The sequence below is a fragment of the Vibrio sp. DNB22_10_4 genome (genome assembly GCF_052879755.1).
This window is the reverse complement of sequence record NZ_JBNNXW010000002.1, coordinates 629,216-645,041: the sequence shown is the minus strand read 5'-3', so window position 1 is coordinate 645,041 and position 15,826 is coordinate 629,216. Positions and strand designations below refer to the sequence as shown.

Here is a 15,826-nt window from a genome sequence, read left to right as displayed (position 1 = left end):
GCTCGTAGCTCAGCTGGATAGAGTACCTGGCTACGAACCAGGCGGTCGAAGGTTCGAATCCTTCCGAGCGCGCCATTTTCTTTCTTTATAGAGACTTAGGGTAATGCCCTGCAGCGTCACCTGACAATGCGAAAACTTGTTGCGCGCTCGTAGCTCAGCTGGATAGAGTACCTGGCTACGAACCAGGCGGTCGAAGGTTCGAATCCTTCCGAGCGCGCCATTCTTAAAAAAAACCTCGCTTCGGCGGGGTTTTTTATTAACAAAAATTTATCATATCAATAACCTTATTATTACAACGTAATGTTTTTAAACGAAAAATTGCGGTAATTTTAAGCGTGTCCCAGTTTTTCAACTTTAGTTTGTTTATGTTGAAACCTTAGGTCAGGTCATAGTATGAAGTTCTGCATAACTTGAAATGCACCGCAAATTGTCGTGCACATCATAGTTTTTCATTTGAATGACGTTTTAATGACGGTGTTAGATTAAACAAAATTGACAAAATTTCACCAATCGAGATAATCCTAGACCTCTTGCAATGGATCGATGCAAGACCATTGCCAGTCAATCAGTGTGCAGTGACGCCACAGACAATGATTGAGTAACTTGTCAGGATGACAAAGAAAGGACGCAACATGACTAATATTGGAAGCCTGCTAGGAGATGCAGCCACCCTAATGCTTACGGGTATGGTTGTCGTATTCGTTTTCCTAACAATCCTCGTTTATCTCGTTCGGTTAATGTCGAAACTGGTACCACAAGAAGTACCAGAGCCGATCGCAGTTCCTACTCAAAATACATTACAACAATCCCCCTCAAATGGCGTTAGTCCGAATGTGGTTGCAGTAATTTCTGCTGCTGTTCATCAATACCGCACGTCGGCTGCTAAATAGATTGAGTTAAAAGTTTAAAAAGGAGTTTATGAGCATGTCTAAACCACTCGCTATCACGGACGTGGTACTTCGTGACGCCCACCAGTCTCTGTTTGCAACGCGTATGCGTATCGAAGATATGTTGCCGATCGCAGCTGAGCTCGACAAAATTGGCTACTGGTCTTTGGAAACGTGGGGGGGAGCAACCTTTGACGCGTGTATTCGTTTTCTGGGTGAAGATCCTTGGGAGCGCTTGCGTGAGCTGAAAAAAGCCATGCCGAACACGCCAATGCAAATGCTGCTCCGTGGCCAAAATCTATTGGGCTACCGTCATTACGCAGATGATGTGGTCGAGAAATTTGTTGAGCGTGCTCATGCTAACGGCATGGATGTGTTCCGTATCTTTGATGCGATGAACGACGTTCGTAACTTCGAAAAAGCGGTGAAAGCTGCGGTTGATGTGGGCGCGCATGCGCAGGGTACGCTGTCGTACACCACAAGCCCAGTTCACAACATCGACACTTGGGTAGACCTTGCTAAACGCCTAGAAGATTTAGGCTGTCACTCGCTATGTATTAAAGATATGTCTGGCCTACTTAAGCCATACGAAGCGGAAGAGCTTATCTCACGCATTAAAGCGTCGTGTGAAGTGCCGTTAGCGCTGCACTGCCATGCCACAACGGGTCTCTCTACCGCGACGGCTGTAAAAGCTGTTGAAGCCGGTATAGATATTCTAGATACCGCAATCTCTTCAATGAGCCAAACTTACGGTCACACGCCAACGGAAACTGTGGTAGCAATGCTGCAAGGTACTGAGCGTGATACCAACCTGAAACTTGAGCAAATAGAGCCGATTGCGGCTTATTTCCGTGAAGTTCGCAAGAAGTATGCGAAATGGGAAGGTCAGCTTAAGGGCGTTGATTCACGCATCCTGATTGCTCAGGTACCAGGCGGCATGCTTACCAATATGGAAGGCCAGCTTAAAGAACAAGGCGCGGCAGATCGCATTGATGAAGTTCTAGAAGAGATCCCACGCGTACGTGAAGATCTGGGCTTCATCCCTCTCGTCACACCTACCTCTCAGATCGTTGGTACTCAAGCGGTGATCAACGTGCTTACTGGTGAGCGCTACAAGAGTATTACCAAAGAAACAGCGGGCGTACTCAAAGGCGAATACGGCAAAGCACCTGCAGAAGTGAATGCTGAGCTACAAGCTAAGGTACTGAATGGCGGTGAAGCAATCACTTGTCGCCCAGCAGATCTTTTGGAAGCTGAGCTACACACACTCACCGATGACCTGCTACAAAAAGCAAAAGTGGATGGCATTTCTCTGGCTGAAGACACTGTGGACGACGTTCTTACTTACGCACTTTTCCCACAAGTTGGTCTTAAGTTCCTGAAAAATCGTCATAACCCAGATGCATTTGAACCAGCACCAGGCAAAGAAGAAGCGAAACCTGCTGCGCCAGCGGCGACCCCTGCGACATCAGCTCAAGGTATCGAAGCCTACAGCGTGAAAGTCGATGGTCAGGTTTATGATGTTGAAGTTGGCCCTAAAGGCGAGCTAACGTCTGTAACGCCCGCTCAAGCTCCGGCAGCAGCGGCAGTTCCTGCACCTGCAGCAACCAATGTTGAAGCGGTAGCAGCGCCACTTGCAGGAAACATCTTCAAAGTGAACGTTGCTTCTGGTGCGCAGGTTCAAGAGGGTGACGTGCTACTTATCCTAGAAGCAATGAAGATGGAAACCGAAGTTCGCGCAGCGCAAAGTGGCGTGGTTCAAGATGTACACGTGAAAGAAGGTGACGCAGTTGTTGTTGGCGCGCCTCTCGTTAGCTTAGCGTAAGGGAGTACCATGGAAGGATTGATGACCTTATGGTCAGAAACAGGGATCGCTAACTTTGAATTCGGCCAGATCTGCATGATCATGGTCGGATGCACCTTGCTGTTCTTAGCGATCCGCAAGGGTTTTGAACCTTTGCTGCTTTTGCCTATCGGCTTTGGTGCGATCCTAGCGAACATTCCAAATGCTGGCTTTACTGAGCCAGGTGGTTTGCTTTACTACGTCTACTACATTGGTATTGAGTCAGGGGTATTCCCTCTGCTTATCTTTATGGGTGTAGGGGCAATGACGGACTTTGGCGCCTTAATTGCCAACCCGAAAACCTTATGGCTAGGAGCAGCGGCGCAGTTTGGTATCTTTGCGACCTTATTTGGTGCAATTTTGCTGAACTATGTACCGGGCATGGAGTTCTCCATGCAGGACGCGGCGTCTATCGCTATCATCGGCGGTGCTGATGGTCCAACAGCTATCTTCTTAGCAAGTCGTCTCTCTCCTGATTTGCTGGGTGCGATTGCCGTTGCGGCCTACAGCTACATGGCATTGGTGCCGATCATTCAGCCACCGATCATGAAAGCGTTAACGACGCCAGAAGAGCGTACTATCAAGATGGCTCAGCTTCGTCATGTCAGCAAAGGGGAAAAAGTTCTGTTCCCACTTGCTGTGCTTCTGATGACGATTTTGTTCTTACCATCAGCCACACCGCTTGTCGGTATGTTCTGTTTGGGCAACTTGATGCGTGAAGCAGGCGTAGTCGATCGCCTTTCAAAAACGGCTCAAAATGAGCTTATCAATATCGTCACTATTTTCTTAGGTCTCGGTGTTGGTTCGAAGCTTCAAGCTGAAGAGTTCTTGAACTTCGAAACGCTAGGTATCTTGGCACTCGGCGCTGTGGCATTCAGTATTGGTACTGGTGCAGGCGTTATGATGGCGAAGCTCCTCAACAAGTTCTCAAAAGAAGACATTAACCCACTTATTGGCGCAGCAGGGGTTTCTGCAGTGCCGATGGCGGCGCGTGTTGTGAACAAGGTTGGTCTTCAAGCGAATCCACAAAACTTCCTACTGATGCATGCAATGGGACCAAACGTTGCTGGCGTTCTGGGCTCTGCGGTCGCAGCAGGTATCTTGTTAGCGCTCGTTGGCTAATTCATTGGCGATAAGCTGTTATTAAAAAGGGAAGCGTAAGCTTCCCTTTTTGCTGTGTTGTTTATGTTAAAGGTGAACATAGTCGCTAGCTAAAGTGATTGAATTTGTTACATACTTGCTACTGAACGATGAAAAGATAATCTAGACTCATGGATGGAAATCGTTACTATGAAGTCTTAGTCAGGAAGAGGAAGCTGCAATGAAGTGTAAACAGGTCGTGATTCCAGAGTTTGGTGCCGCAGAGGTTTTAGCGTTTCAGGAAATCGAAATCCCACAGCCAGAGGCCGGAGAGGTGTTGGTGAAAGTGGCGTATTCGGGGATCAATCCGATTGATGTGAAAACTCGTGCTGGACTTGGCTGGGCAGCCGCCGAAAACAAAGACAATCTTCCTTGGGTTCCTGGCTATGATATTGCGGGCACGGTTGAAGGATTAGGTGAAGGCGCGGAGAGGTTTGAGGTCGGCGAAGAGATCGTAGGCTTTATCGGTTTCCCAGTGCGTGGTGGCGGTTACAGCCAGTATGTGTGTATCCCTGAATCGGAGCTTACTCCCATTCCAAATTCTGTCGCCCTTGAAGCGGCTGCAGCGTTGCCTTTAGCCGGACAAACCGCGGCACAAGCTATCAATAAAGCTCAAGTTCAAGAGGGTGATCGAGTGTTGATTCTAGCCGGCGCTGGCGGTGTGGGGCATATCGCAGTACAGATTGCAGTTGCAGCAAAAGCGGAAGTGTATACCACCTGTAGCGAACGTAATTTAGATTACTTGGCTACGCTGGGCGCGCACGCGATTAACTATGAGTTCGCTCCTGCTTCAGAGCGTTTGAGCGATGTGGATGTACTGATTGATCTGGTTGGCGGCGATACTGCGCTAGATGCACTTAAGTGTCTGAAAGACAATGCTCGTGTTGTCACTATTCCTACTATCACTGCGGAACTGGTATGCGAAAAAGCCAAACTGCTTGGTTTTGAAGCCAGCGGGATGCTGGTATCGCCAGACACTAAGCAGATGGAAACATTACTCTATATGGTGGGTGTTGGATTGCTGAAGACAGAGATCCAGCATGTTTACCCTTATCAACAAGTGGTCGAGGCTCATCAGCAAGTCGAAACCAGCCGTACACGCGGTAAAGTACTTCTTAATATGCAATGCTAGAAACATTCTCTCAATATCTCGCGGAGTCTTGGTTTGCCGACTCCGCTCTCGCCGTTCTTTTTATTTCAGGATTTTTAAGTGCCACGCTTTTGCCAGGTGGGTCGGAAGCAGGTTTAGTTGCGACACTGAGTTTGCAACAGTACTCGCCCGTATGGGTAATAGTTGTCGCCACGGTAGGTAATACGCTAGGCGGCTTGACCAACTACTGGATAGGAATTTGGCTGCCGAATCGAACTCAAAACGAGAAGCACGGTCATAAAGCCATAGCTTGGCTGCAAAAGTATGGTTACTGGAGCTTATTGTTCAGTTGGTTACCCGTGATTGGCGACCCGCTCTGTTTAGCGGCAGGTTGGCTAAGAATGAAATTTCTTCCTTGCGTTATTTTGATAGCCATAGGCAAGGCGCTGCGCTATATCGCGCTGACAGCCATCTTCTATGGACTATTTTAGTTTTCTCGATCTTTAAGGAGCTCTTATGAGAAAGATCTGGCTCGGCTTGCTGTCGGTCGTTTTTGTTTACGGTTGCAGTAACAGCGACGTTTCGACTCAAACAGCAAGCGCACTTCCTCCCGGTATTACCCTTGTTGAGGAAATGAAAGCCGATCCCGATAGGGTGATGATCCCGTACTCTAAGTACCAGTTGGATAATGGTCTAACGGTGATCTTAGCACCCGATGATTCAGATCCCTTGGTGCATGTAGACGTGACCTATCATGTTGGCTCGGCGCGTGAAGAAATTGGTAAGTCCGGTTTCGCTCACTTCTTTGAACATATGATGTTCCAAGGCTCTGAGCATGTTGGCGACCAGCAGCACTTTAAGATCATTACGGAAGCGGGCGGTACCCTTAATGGCACTACGACCCGAGATCGAACCAACTACTTTGAAACGGTCCCGTCGAACCAGTTAGAGAAAATGCTGTGGCTTGAAGCCGATCGCATGGGCTTCTTACTGGGTGCGGTCTCCCAGCGTAAATTCGAAATTCAGCGTGATACGGTAAAAAACGAGCGCGCGCAGAACTTTGATAATCGCCCTTATGGCTTAATCTGGGAGCGCATGGGGGAAGCCATGTTCCCAGAGGGTCACCCGTACTCTTGGCAGCCTATCGGTTACGTGGAGGATCTTGACCGTGTTAACGTAAATGATTTGAAAGCCTTCTTTTTACGCTGGTATGGGCCAAACAATGCGGTATTGACCATTGGTGGCGACATCGATAAAGCGCAAACCTTAGAGTGGATCCATAAATACTTTGGCACCATCCCTGAGGGTCCAAGTGTTGAGAAAGCACCTAAGCAGCCTGCAGTATTGCCAGAAGATCGCTATATCACCTTAGAAGATCGCATTCGTCAGCCAATGGTGGTGATCGGTTGGCCAACGACAAGCTATCGCGGTGCGCACGACCAAGTTGTGCTCGATGCCATGGCCGACGCCATTGGTGGCGGTACCAATGGTTTGTTGTATCAAAAGCTGATTAAAACCCAAAAGGCACTTGATGCAGGCGCATTCAGTGATTGTAACGAGCTCGCTTGTAACTTCTATGTTTATGCGATGGGGGCTTCCACCGATAAAGATGGACTAAAGTCGCTTTACAATGACTTACTCGCCACCTTGGATGATTTTGAAAAGCAAGGCATCAGTGAAGAGCGTTTACAGCAAATCAACGGCCTTTCTGAAGCCGGTGCTGTGTATGCGTTAGAAAGTGTCAAAGGTAAGGTTACTCAACTGGCCGCGAATGAAACCTTCTATGGCAAGCCTGATCGCATAGAGCAAACACTAGAGCGAATTCGCGCGGTCACTCCAGAGGCGGTGAGCGCGGCTTATCAAACGTTTATCGAAGACAAACATAAGGTCACACTCAGCGTGGTGCCGAAAGGGCGCACTGATATCGCAGTGCAACCTGCAACATTCGTAACGCCAGCGCGCACGCTGCCTGAGTATAAAGAAGTGACTGAAGCGGATCTTGATTTCCGTCGTCCAGTAGATAGCTTTGATCGTAGTGTTATGCCGAAAGTGGCCGAGGCCGTTAGCGCGAAAATGCCAGAGCTGTACGAAGTGTACTTTGACAATGGCAGTGAACTGCTAGGTACTGAAACGTCTGAAACGCCAACGGTGGAGATCCATTTCCAACTACCAGCAGGCAGTCGTTATGTGCCAAAAGGGAAAGAGGGACTCGCGGGGCTGACCGCTTCTATGATGGAAGAGGGCACCAAAACCCGTACAGTTGAACAACTACAAGCTGAGCTTGATCGTTTAGGCAGTCAGATTGGGTTTAGCGAAGGGGCATATACCACGCGTGTTTCTGTGTCTGCTCTGGAGCGAAATCTGCCGCAAACACTGACGCTTCTCGAAGACATGCTGTTTACCCCTGCGATGAAGCAAGAAGACTTCGACCGCCTTAAAGCACAAACGCTTGAAGGCTTGGTTTATCAGCACCAAAAACCGAGTTGGATGGCTTCGCAAGCAACCCGTGATGTGCTTTATGGCGACAGCGTATTTGGCCGCTCTTCAGACGGCAGCAATGCCTCGATTTCATCTATCACCTTGGATGACGTCAAAGCGTTCTATCGCGAGCACTACACACCGCAAGGAGCACAAATTGTCGTGGTGGGGGATATCTCCAAGAAGCAAATCACCGAGCAGCTAGCGTTTTGGTCGCTGTGGCAAGGTGAAGCAGCGCCGCTGATTGATCCTGAGGTCATCCCTTCTTTGGCGGGCCAGAAAATCTACCTGGTGGATAAACCCTCTGCGCCGCAAAGTATCGTTCGTATGGTACGTCAAGGTTTGCCGTTTGACGCCACGGGTGAGCTCTACCTAAGTCGCCTCGCTAACTTTAACTTGGCTGGCAACTTTAATAGCCGTATTAACCAGAACCTAAGGGAAGATAAAGGCTATACCTATGGTGCAAGTGGCTATTTTGCAAGTAATCGAGAGGTGGGTGCAATTGTGTTTAGCGCTCAGGTGCGCGCTGATGCGACGCTAGCCTCACTTAAAGAAATGATCGCAGAGCTGAAAAACTACAGCGAGAACGGTATGACGGATGAGGAGCTGGCATTTATGCGTCTAGCCGTTGGGCAGCAAGATGCATTGACGTATGAAACACCAAGTCAAAAAGCCAGCCTGCTTTCGTCGATTTTAACCTATAGTTTGGATAAGGATTACCTGAAGCAGCGCAATGACATTGTTGCCACCGTTGATAAATCGACGCTGAATGCGCTGGCGACGAAGTGGTTTGACCCTAGCCAATACCAATTGATAGTGGTTGGCGATGCTAAGCGTTTGAAGCCACAGTTAGAGAAACTGAATATTCCAATTACAGAGCTTGAAATCTCTCAGTAACATGACCATATAGTGGGAATAGGTGATTTAGCGAACACCTTACTTAGTGTTCGCTAATGTATCCGTTTTTCAATTGGAATAACAAACTATAAGCGAATCGCATTGTGACTAAATTTGCTCAGCGACTGGATCAAGTTGCTAAACATCAGGCCGTGTTCAAAGAGTTCGGACGCGGAGTGGAGCGGGAATCGCTGCGTTACACCGACGATGGTCGATTGGCGACAACGCCTCACCCTAAGTCGTTAGGCTCAGCCTTCACTAATGAATACATCACCACGGACTTCTCTGAGTCTCTTCTGGAATTCATAACGCCAGTATCACGTGATGTCGACACGCTGATTAATCAGTTATCCGATATTCATCACTTCACACAAACCAAACTGGGTAACGAGAAGCTATGGCCGCTGTCGATGCCTTGCTATGTTGGCTCAGAAGACGACATTGCTCTAGCGCAGTATGGTACGTCCAATTCGGGACGTATGAAGACGCTATACCGTCAAGGTCTTAAGCATCGTTACGGCAGCTTGATGCAGATTATCTCTGGTGTGCACTTTAACTTCTCATTCCCTGAATCGTTCTGGGATGCATTATTTGGTGAACAAGACGAGAAAACGCGTCAAGATGCGAAGTCGGAAGCTTACTTTGGTTTGATTCGAAACTATTACCGCTTCGGTTGGTTGATCCCGTATTTCTTCGGTGCATCTCCTGCTATCTGCTCATCATTCTTACAAGGTAAAGAGACTAAACTGCCATTTGAAAAAGTGGGTGGCACCTTGTATTTACCAAAAGCCACCTCGTTGAGATTGAGCGATCTTGGTTACACCAATAGCGCACAAAGTGCCTTAAAGATTGGTTTTAACAGCCTTGACCAGTATCTGGAAGGGCTGAATCAAGCGATTCATACCCCATCGCAAGACTTTGCCAAGATTGGCGTCAAAGTCGATGGTGAGTACCGTCAGCTGAACGATTATGTGCTGCAGATCGAAAACGAACTGTATGCGCCAATTAGACCGAAACGTGTAGCGAAAAGTGGTGAAAAACCGTCAGAGGCACTGTCTCGTGGTGGGGTTGAATACATAGAAGTTCGCTCGTTGGATGTGAATCCATATAGTCCAATTGGCATTACCGCTGAGCAAATTCGCTTCCTTGATTTATTCCTAACCTGGTGTGCACTTAAAGATTCCGAGCCAATGGATGATTGTGAACTCGCATGCTGGCGCGAAAACTGGAACAAAGTAATCGTCGAAGGCCGTGAGGTTGGTCTGCAGCTACAAATTGGTTGTGATGGTGAAGTGCTTGATAGCCAGTCTTGGGTTAAGCGTGTCTTTACCGATCTTCGTGATATCGCGAAGCATATGGATGCAGCACACGGTGGCAGCGAGTACAGCGCGGTGTGTGACAGGCTTGAGGTATGGAATGAAAACCCTGAGTTGTCTATTTCTGGTCAGCTACTGGCGAAAACTAAAGAACTAGGTGGACTAGGTAAAGTGGGCTGCGAATTGGGTAAAGAGTACCGTCAGAAGAACCTTTCTCACGAGTACAAAACGTATACGACTCAAGTGATGGAAGATGAGGTAACGCGTTCGGTTTCTGCTCAGTTGAGTATTGAATCGGCGGATAGCGTCAACTTCGATGACTTCTTGTCTGATTACTTTGCTTATTTATCACCGGAGCAAGCCCAGGTCGCTAACTAAGCTTGTCTACTGAGGTTGCGCAGCGCTGCTGCGCCACTTACAATCACGCTAAAGACATAGTTCTTAAAAGACACAGTTCTTAAAAGACACAGTTCTCACGGTCTTAATCCAAGGTTGGAACCGTGAGTAAACCAAGGAGAAAATATCATGCCACTACTGGATAGCTTTACGGTAGACCACACTAAAATGCACGCTCCAGCGGTACGCGTTGCGAAAACAATGCAAACCCCTAAAGGCGATACAATTACTGTTTTCGACCTGCGTTTCACGGCTCCAAACAAGGACATCTTGTCTGAGCGTGGTATTCACACCCTAGAGCACCTATATGCTGGCTTCATGCGTGCGCACCTAAATGGTGAGCAGGTTGAGATCATCGATATCTCTCCAATGGGTTGTCGTACGGGCTTTTACATGAGCTCGATTGGTACGCCATCAGAGCAGCAAGTTGCTGATGCTTGGCTAAATGCAATGCAAGACGTACTGAAAGTTGAGAGCCAGAACAAGATCCCTGAGCTTAATGAGTATCAGTGTGGTACTGCGGCGATGCACTCACTGGATGAAGCGAAAGCGATCGCTAAAAACATCATTGAAGCGGGCATTCAAGTGAATAAGAATGATGAACTTGCTTTGCCTGAGTCTATGTTGCAAGAGCTGAAAGTAGACTAATTGAATTATGTCGCTTTGAGTAGAAAGGCGGCTGGCGAAAATTAAAAAGGATGGCATTTGCCATCCTTTTCTGTTTTAAATCAGATTTAAGCCCACTGCGCTTCAAACCAGCTCTCTAGGATCACAACTGCTGATTGGCAATCGACATTGCCTTTTGACAATGCCTTGTAACCCCCCATCTCAAACAATTCTGAGCGAGCCTCGGCTGTAGACAGCCTTTCATCGTGCATTTCAACTTGGTAACCGAAACGGCCATGAACGCGGTTAGCAAACTTTTTAGCGCGTGCAGTAATGTCTTCAAGCGCTTTGCCGCGCACATCTGTTGGCAAGCCAACAACGATGAGATCGGGTTGCCACTCTTTGAGTGTTGCTTCGATGTCATCCCAGTTGGGGATACCGTCTTTGGCCTTGAAAGCCTTTAGTGGGCTTGCTGTGCCGGTGACCTCTTGGCCGATAGCACTACCAATACTTTTGGTTCCGAAGTCGAAAGCAACGATGGTTCTGGATGTCATAAGTTCTCTGTTTGTGAAGGCACTATTCTTGTAAAGACGAGGGCTATGCGCAATGCAGTCTATGCGTGACCGACATCCGCTGAAAGCTGAGCGATATCAAACCCTAACATACCCACCGCACTACTCCAACGCTCTTCCACTGGAGTGTCAAAGATAACGCTTGGATCCGCCTCTATGGTGAGCCAAGAGTTTTCAGCCAGCTCTGTCTCCAGCTGTCCTGCACTCCAGCCAGAGTAACCGAGGGCGACGATATAGTTTTCAGGTTGAGCATCGGTACCTAGTACCGCCAAAATGTCTTTGGATGTCGTGACTGATACCCGGTCGGTGATCTGAATGCTCGATTGATACTGATCTTTAGGATTATGTAGGATAAACCCACGGTCCTCGGACACGGGGCCGCCGTTCAGTACTGGCTCGTCGAGGCTCTTGCTGTGGGTGGTTTGTGAAGCGATAGGGAGTTCAACTTGTATTTGCTTAAGCATGTTTGCGACAGTCACATCAATTGGGGTGCTGATCATGATGCCCATCGCGCCCTCATCGTTGTGCTCGCACACATAAATCACGCTGCGCTGAAAGTAGGGATCTTTCATCCCTGGCATGGCAACGAGAAAGTGATTAGCTAAGTTCATACCCGTTTCTCCCTATCTACATCCACTATTGGCTATTTGCCTAAACGACGCTCGATAGCATCCATTAGCTTGCCGGTAATAGAGATGTCAAAGGCGGCTTCGATTTCACGAATACAGGTTGGGCTGGTCACGTTGATTTCTGTCAGTTTGTCACCAATAACATCCAGTCCTACAAAGATTAAGCCTTTCTCTTTCAAAGTGGGAGCAACAGCTTCGGCAATTTGCTTGTCTGTCTCACTTAAGGGACGTGCTTCACCACGGCCGCCAGCAGCTAAGTTACCGCGGGTTTCACCCTTGGCAGGGATACGCGCTAGGCAGTACGGCATTGGTTCGCCGTCAACAACGAGAATACGCTTGTCACCGTTACTGATATCAGGAACGAACGTTTGTGCCATCGCATAGTTTTGGCCGTGATTGGTCAGCGTTTCAATGATCACTGAAACGTTAGGGTCGTCTTGCTTAACACGGAAAATAGATGCGCCGCCCATACCATCGAGTGGTTTTAGGATCACATCACCATGTTGGTCACGGAACTGCTTAATCTTCTCTGCTTTGCGAGTCACAATAGTCGTTGGTGTCAGCTCTGGGAACCACGCAGTGAATAGCTTCTCGTTACAGTCACGTAGGCTCTGAGGCTTATTGACGATGAGCGTGCCTTTTTCTTCTGCACGTTCTAGGATGTAGGTCGCGTAGATATATTCAGTGTCGAACGGAGGATCTTTACGCATCAGCACTGCGTCAAGTTCTGACAGTTCGATGGTTTGCTCTGAAGTAAATTCATACCAGCCGTTTGGATCTTCTTTGAGCTTGACGACTTTGGTGTCGGCGACGGCAGTGCCTTGATCTAGGTGCAGGTCATTCATTTCCATATAGTGGATTTCATAACCGCGACGCTGGGCTTCCAGCATCATTGCAAAGCTAGAGTCTTTCTTGATGTTGATGGAGGAAATTGGATCCATCACGATACCGAGTTTGAGCATTGTTTTCTCCCGTTAACCTAAATCGCCAAAGCGTACTTGAAGTGCCGTGATCGCCGTAAGCGCGGCCGTTTCTGTTCTCAGTACGCGAGGACCAAGCAGGGTTTCTTCGAATTGATATTGTTCCGTCATTTCAATTTCTTGCGCTGATAATCCGCCCTCTGGACCGATAAGTAGACGAACCTTTTGAACTGGCTCTGGCAAGGTATTGATTGAGTATTTGGCTCTTGGATGAAGGTTGAGCTTGAGCGCGTCAGATGGCTCTGCACACCACTCTTCAAGCGATATGATCGGACGAATCACAGGGATCGTGTTACGGCCACATTGTTCGCAGGCACTGATGGCGATCTTTTGCCACTGCTGCAACTTCTTCTCAAAACGTTTGGCATCGAGCTTAACGCCGCAACGTTCTGAGATGAGTGGTGTGATGGTGTTGACGCCCAGTTCGACCGACTTCTGAATGGTGAACTCCATCTTGTCGCCACGAGAAATGACTTGTCCGAGATGAAGATCGAGCGGTGACTCGATACTGACTGCGATTTTCTCGCGGATATCGACATCAACGCTTTTCTTGCCAACGTTAGTAATAGTGGCTGGAAATTCATGACCGCTGCCATCAAACAGCAGTACCTCTTGACCTTCTTTCATACGCAACACTCGGCCGATGTGTCCTGCGGCATCATCACTGAGCGCAAGTGTGCCCAAAGATTGAATCGTTTCAGGGTGATAGAGTCGAGGTATACGCATAACAATTTCCAAACAACAAACAGTATTGAGGTATAAGATGGATGCCAGCCCCCGAAATTACAAGGGCTTGGCATAGGATTTAGCTGGGATTTTTGCACGCCTGTGCCACGAACGGATTGTCGTTGCCTTGAATACGCTTAATACGCTCGTTGCGAGTACACTCCCAAGCATCGACAGGATAGGTTTTATTCCAGGCATTCATGAGCTGTGTCTGCTGTTTAGACAGCTTAAAGCCATATTCTTGGCTCATATAAAGATAGGTACGAGCGATAGAGCCACGTGCACGATCCGGCGGCATGACCTTGCGCTGCTTAAAGTTAACCTGCATCTCACAGCGGCCGTAGCTGACCCCGTCCATGCCATTCCACTGTGAGAAGTTGTAATTTGAACGATCACCATTCACTTCACCAATCGCTGGCGTCAGGTTGTGCAAGTCTGCTTCCATCAGCTTGAAATGCTTGTCATTGCGCGTGCAGTTTTTGCGTCCGCCTTGTTGCCAACATTGTCGCTGGTGGCCAAATTGCCACGCAGGCACCACATGCTCCCACTCGATGCGACTGGCACGTTTTTGTTGCTTACGAACCTGATAGCCACAAGCGGATAGATCCGGGGTGCCTTTTTTACCTTGCCATTGAATATCGCAGCCACAGTAAAAACTTATTGGGTGGTCGGCATAAATTTTGACTGCTTCTTTTTTTGCTTTGCTAAAGCTACTTGGCGGTGCACTGTGAACGGTAATGGGAAGAACGGCGGCCAATAAAAAGGCCGTAACGAATAACTGGCGGATCATAGCAAGGTCTATAAAAGGTTGGGATAACCTAGTGTAACTCGCAAAAAAGACCTTAGCTATTGATAGTTAGATCATGTAACTAGCTTAGCTGCTTACCAGTAAACTCGATAGTATCCCCGCACTTACGACAGCGATAACTGGCTTGTTGGCGCACCACCTTGTTGTGACGACGAACCGTGACGGCAAAGGTGTCACATTGGCAGCGATACTCGAAAGTTCGCCCTTGTACTGAACTCACATTCAAAGAGTGTGTGGTTTTTGGGGCGATACCAAATACCTGACTCATGACCATTTGCCACTCTTTGCCGTGTGGGCGCACCCGTCCAAATAGCGCATGAGTGATCAAGTGGGCGACTTCGTGTGGGATGACCTCTTCAATAAAGTCTTGCTGGTTTTCGACAAACAGAACGGGATTGAGGCGCACTTCCCACGATTGTAGGTAGGCTTTACCCGCCGCCTTGCCACGCAACTTATAGTTAAGGGCAGGGACAGGGAAATCACGCTCAAAGTAATGGCGAGCTTGCTCAGTGCAGCGAGACAGAGTCTTAATGGCTTGATAATGAAGTTGCTCAGAAAGCGAAGCATCCACGGGGTATAACCTACAATAAAAAAGCGCCCAAACAGGGCGCCATTCTACTGAGGTTGGCTGAGTATGCCAACGTGTTACGCGTGGTGTTTCTTTTTGATGGTCTCGTGATAGGCGTGCCATGTGCCGTAACCAAGGATCGGCATTGTCACGATCATTCCTATGCCATATGTGGCAAAACCAATCAAGATACCGCCGCAGATAATCAGAGCCCAAACGATCATGGCTGGTACGTTAGATTTGACGGCATTAAAACTGGTGAACACAGCGGTCATAATGTCGACACGGCGCTCCATCATAAGTGGGATAGAGAATGCTGAGATGGAGAAGATGATAGCCGCAATCACCGCACCAACTACGCTACCGGTAATCAAGAATGGAGCAAATTCAGAGAGTGGTGCACCTTGTACAGAGGGGTAGAGTGCGTGCAGCAGAGCCGCTATGCGCATCCAAAAGATCATGGCGACGGCCAAGAGTACCGCAAACGCCCATTGCGAGGTGGAGTTGCGCCCAATGGCTTTCATAGAGTGGAAAAGACTTGGTTTATGACCTTTTTCTCTTTCCCATGCTGCATCATAGAGACCTAAAGCGAGAAACGGACCAATCAACATGTACACAACCAAGCTCGGCATGATCACTAGGTGCGTGCCTTGCCATTGCACCAGAAGCACGATAGCGACGGCAGCGGCAGTAAAACAGAGTCCATAAAAAGCGCTGATGATCGGCATGCGAATAAGGTCATGAAGCCCAAGTGCTAACCAATGAAATGGTGCAGACACACTGAGCTGGTTACATGGAATGGTTTTAGCGTAATCTTGATCCCTGACTTCATGTTTCTTCTGGAAGTCATCAGAATTAACGGTTCGAGGCATATGTCCTCCCTGATTGAC

The 15,826-nt window shown here is 48.3% G+C and carries 15 protein-coding genes and 1 tRNA gene; 9 read left to right on the top strand and 7 right to left on the bottom strand.

Annotated elements, in window-relative coordinates; all coding sequences use genetic code 11:
* Positions 1-143: 143 nt before the first annotated feature.
* From ACVA6Q_RS10960 to luxS, 9 genes are all read left to right on the top strand, one after another.
* A tRNA-Arg gene (locus ACVA6Q_RS10960) sits at positions 144-220 on the top strand.
* A 412-nt stretch (positions 221-632) separates the two neighbouring features.
* Positions 633-890, top strand: coding sequence for an oxaloacetate decarboxylase subunit gamma (locus ACVA6Q_RS10955; RefSeq protein WP_446647491.1), 258 nt, complete (start codon positions 633-635; stop codon positions 888-890).
* 34 nt (positions 891-924) lie between these two features.
* Complete coding sequence (oadA, locus tag ACVA6Q_RS10950; protein ID WP_446647490.1) at positions 925-2,712, top strand: sodium-extruding oxaloacetate decarboxylase subunit alpha; 1,788 nt, start codon at positions 925-927, stop codon at positions 2,710-2,712.
* Positions 2,713-2,721: 9 nt separating this feature from the next.
* Complete coding sequence (locus tag ACVA6Q_RS10945) at positions 2,722-3,852, top strand: sodium ion-translocating decarboxylase subunit beta (RefSeq protein WP_112460260.1); 1,131 nt, start codon at positions 2,722-2,724, stop codon at positions 3,850-3,852.
* A gap of 199 nt (positions 3,853-4,051) precedes the next feature.
* Positions 4,052-5,002: an NADP-dependent oxidoreductase gene (locus tag ACVA6Q_RS10940; protein ID WP_446647489.1), complete on the top strand. Its 951-nt coding sequence runs from the start codon at positions 4,052-4,054 to the stop codon at positions 5,000-5,002.
* Positions 4,996-5,451, top strand: coding sequence for a YqaA family protein (locus ACVA6Q_RS10935; RefSeq protein WP_446647488.1), 456 nt, complete (start codon positions 4,996-4,998; stop codon positions 5,449-5,451). The genes ACVA6Q_RS10940 and ACVA6Q_RS10935 overlap by 7 nt, the downstream gene beginning before the upstream one ends.
* A gap of 25 nt (positions 5,452-5,476) precedes the next feature.
* On the top strand, positions 5,477-8,335 hold the full coding sequence (locus tag ACVA6Q_RS10930; RefSeq protein ID WP_446647487.1) for a M16 family metallopeptidase: 2,859 nt from the start codon (positions 5,477-5,479) through the stop codon (positions 8,333-8,335).
* A 104-nt stretch (positions 8,336-8,439) separates the two neighbouring features.
* Positions 8,440-10,029, top strand: coding sequence for a glutamate--cysteine ligase (gshA, locus tag ACVA6Q_RS10925; RefSeq protein ID WP_446647486.1), 1,590 nt, complete (start codon positions 8,440-8,442; stop codon positions 10,027-10,029).
* A 147-nt stretch (positions 10,030-10,176) separates the two neighbouring features.
* Entirely contained in the window at positions 10,177-10,695 is a 519-nt protein-coding gene (gene luxS, locus ACVA6Q_RS10920; protein ID WP_446647485.1) for an S-ribosylhomocysteine lyase, read from the top strand.
* Positions 10,696-10,781: 86 nt separating this feature from the next.
* Here luxS and ruvX read toward each other — a convergent pair whose 3' ends face one another.
* From ruvX to ACVA6Q_RS10885, 7 genes are all read right to left on the bottom strand, one after another.
* Positions 10,782-11,207, bottom strand: a complete 426-nt coding sequence (gene ruvX, locus ACVA6Q_RS10915) for a Holliday junction resolvase RuvX (RefSeq protein ID WP_112478579.1) — start codon at positions 11,205-11,207, stop codon at positions 10,782-10,784.
* 59 nt (positions 11,208-11,266) lie between these two features.
* Positions 11,267-11,836, bottom strand: coding sequence for a YqgE/AlgH family protein (locus tag ACVA6Q_RS10910; RefSeq protein WP_353497177.1), 570 nt, complete (start codon positions 11,834-11,836; stop codon positions 11,267-11,269).
* Positions 11,837-11,868: 32 nt separating this feature from the next.
* Positions 11,869-12,816 (bottom strand): glutathione synthase, encoded by a 948-nt coding sequence (gene gshB, locus ACVA6Q_RS10905; RefSeq protein WP_112460255.1) that lies wholly within the window; start codon positions 12,814-12,816, stop codon positions 11,869-11,871.
* Positions 12,817-12,828: 12 nt separating this feature from the next.
* Positions 12,829-13,560, bottom strand: a complete 732-nt coding sequence (gene rsmE / locus ACVA6Q_RS10900) for a 16S rRNA (uracil(1498)-N(3))-methyltransferase (protein WP_353497175.1) — start codon at positions 13,558-13,560, stop codon at positions 12,829-12,831.
* Positions 13,561-13,639: 79 nt separating this feature from the next.
* Positions 13,640-14,350, bottom strand: a complete 711-nt coding sequence (gene endA, locus ACVA6Q_RS10895; protein ID WP_446647484.1) for a deoxyribonuclease I — start codon at positions 14,348-14,350, stop codon at positions 13,640-13,642.
* 79 nt (positions 14,351-14,429) lie between these two features.
* The gene (locus ACVA6Q_RS10890; protein WP_446647483.1) at positions 14,430-14,939 is read right to left on the bottom strand and encodes a SprT family zinc-dependent metalloprotease; all 510 of its coding nucleotides are present in this window, start codon (positions 14,937-14,939) and stop codon (positions 14,430-14,432) included.
* Between the two features lie 74 nt (positions 14,940-15,013).
* The gene (locus ACVA6Q_RS10885) at positions 15,014-15,808 is read right to left on the bottom strand and encodes a DUF2189 domain-containing protein (RefSeq protein WP_446647482.1); all 795 of its coding nucleotides are present in this window, start codon (positions 15,806-15,808) and stop codon (positions 15,014-15,016) included.
* Positions 15,809-15,826 lie beyond the last annotated feature (18 nt).

Bases quoted from the DNA above. Each gene is read 5' to 3' on its own strand.
- ACVA6Q_RS10955 (WP_446647491.1), top strand. From the start codon at position 633: ATGACTAATATTGGAAGCCTGCTAGGAGATGCAGCCACCCTAATGCTT.
- oadA (WP_446647490.1), top strand. From the start codon at position 925: ATGTCTAAACCACTCGCTATCACGGACGTGGTACTTCGTGACGCCCAC.
- ACVA6Q_RS10945 (WP_112460260.1), top strand. From the start codon at position 2,722: ATGGAAGGATTGATGACCTTATGGTCAGAAACAGGGATCGCTAACTTT.
- ACVA6Q_RS10940 (WP_446647489.1), top strand. From the start codon at position 4,052: ATGAAGTGTAAACAGGTCGTGATTCCAGAGTTTGGTGCCGCAGAGGTT.
- ACVA6Q_RS10935 (WP_446647488.1), top strand. From the start codon at position 4,996: ATGCTAGAAACATTCTCTCAATATCTCGCGGAGTCTTGGTTTGCCGAC.
- ACVA6Q_RS10930 (WP_446647487.1), top strand. From the start codon at position 5,477: ATGAGAAAGATCTGGCTCGGCTTGCTGTCGGTCGTTTTTGTTTACGGT.
- luxS (WP_446647485.1), top strand. From the start codon at position 10,177: ATGCCACTACTGGATAGCTTTACGGTAGACCACACTAAAATGCACGCT.
- ruvX (WP_112478579.1), bottom strand. From the start codon at position 11,207: ATGACATCCAGAACCATCGTTGCTTTCGACTTCGGAACCAAAAGTATT.
- ACVA6Q_RS10910 (WP_353497177.1), bottom strand. From the start codon at position 11,836: ATGAACTTAGCTAATCACTTTCTCGTTGCCATGCCAGGGATGAAAGAT.
- gshB (WP_112460255.1), bottom strand. From the start codon at position 12,816: ATGCTCAAACTCGGTATCGTGATGGATCCAATTTCCTCCATCAACATC.
- rsmE (WP_353497175.1), bottom strand. From the start codon at position 13,560: ATGCGTATACCTCGACTCTATCACCCTGAAACGATTCAATCTTTGGGC.
- endA (WP_446647484.1), bottom strand. From the start codon at position 14,350: ATGATCCGCCAGTTATTCGTTACGGCCTTTTTATTGGCCGCCGTTCTT.
- ACVA6Q_RS10885 (WP_446647482.1), bottom strand. From the start codon at position 15,808: ATGCCTCGAACCGTTAATTCTGATGACTTCCAGAAGAAACATGAAGTC.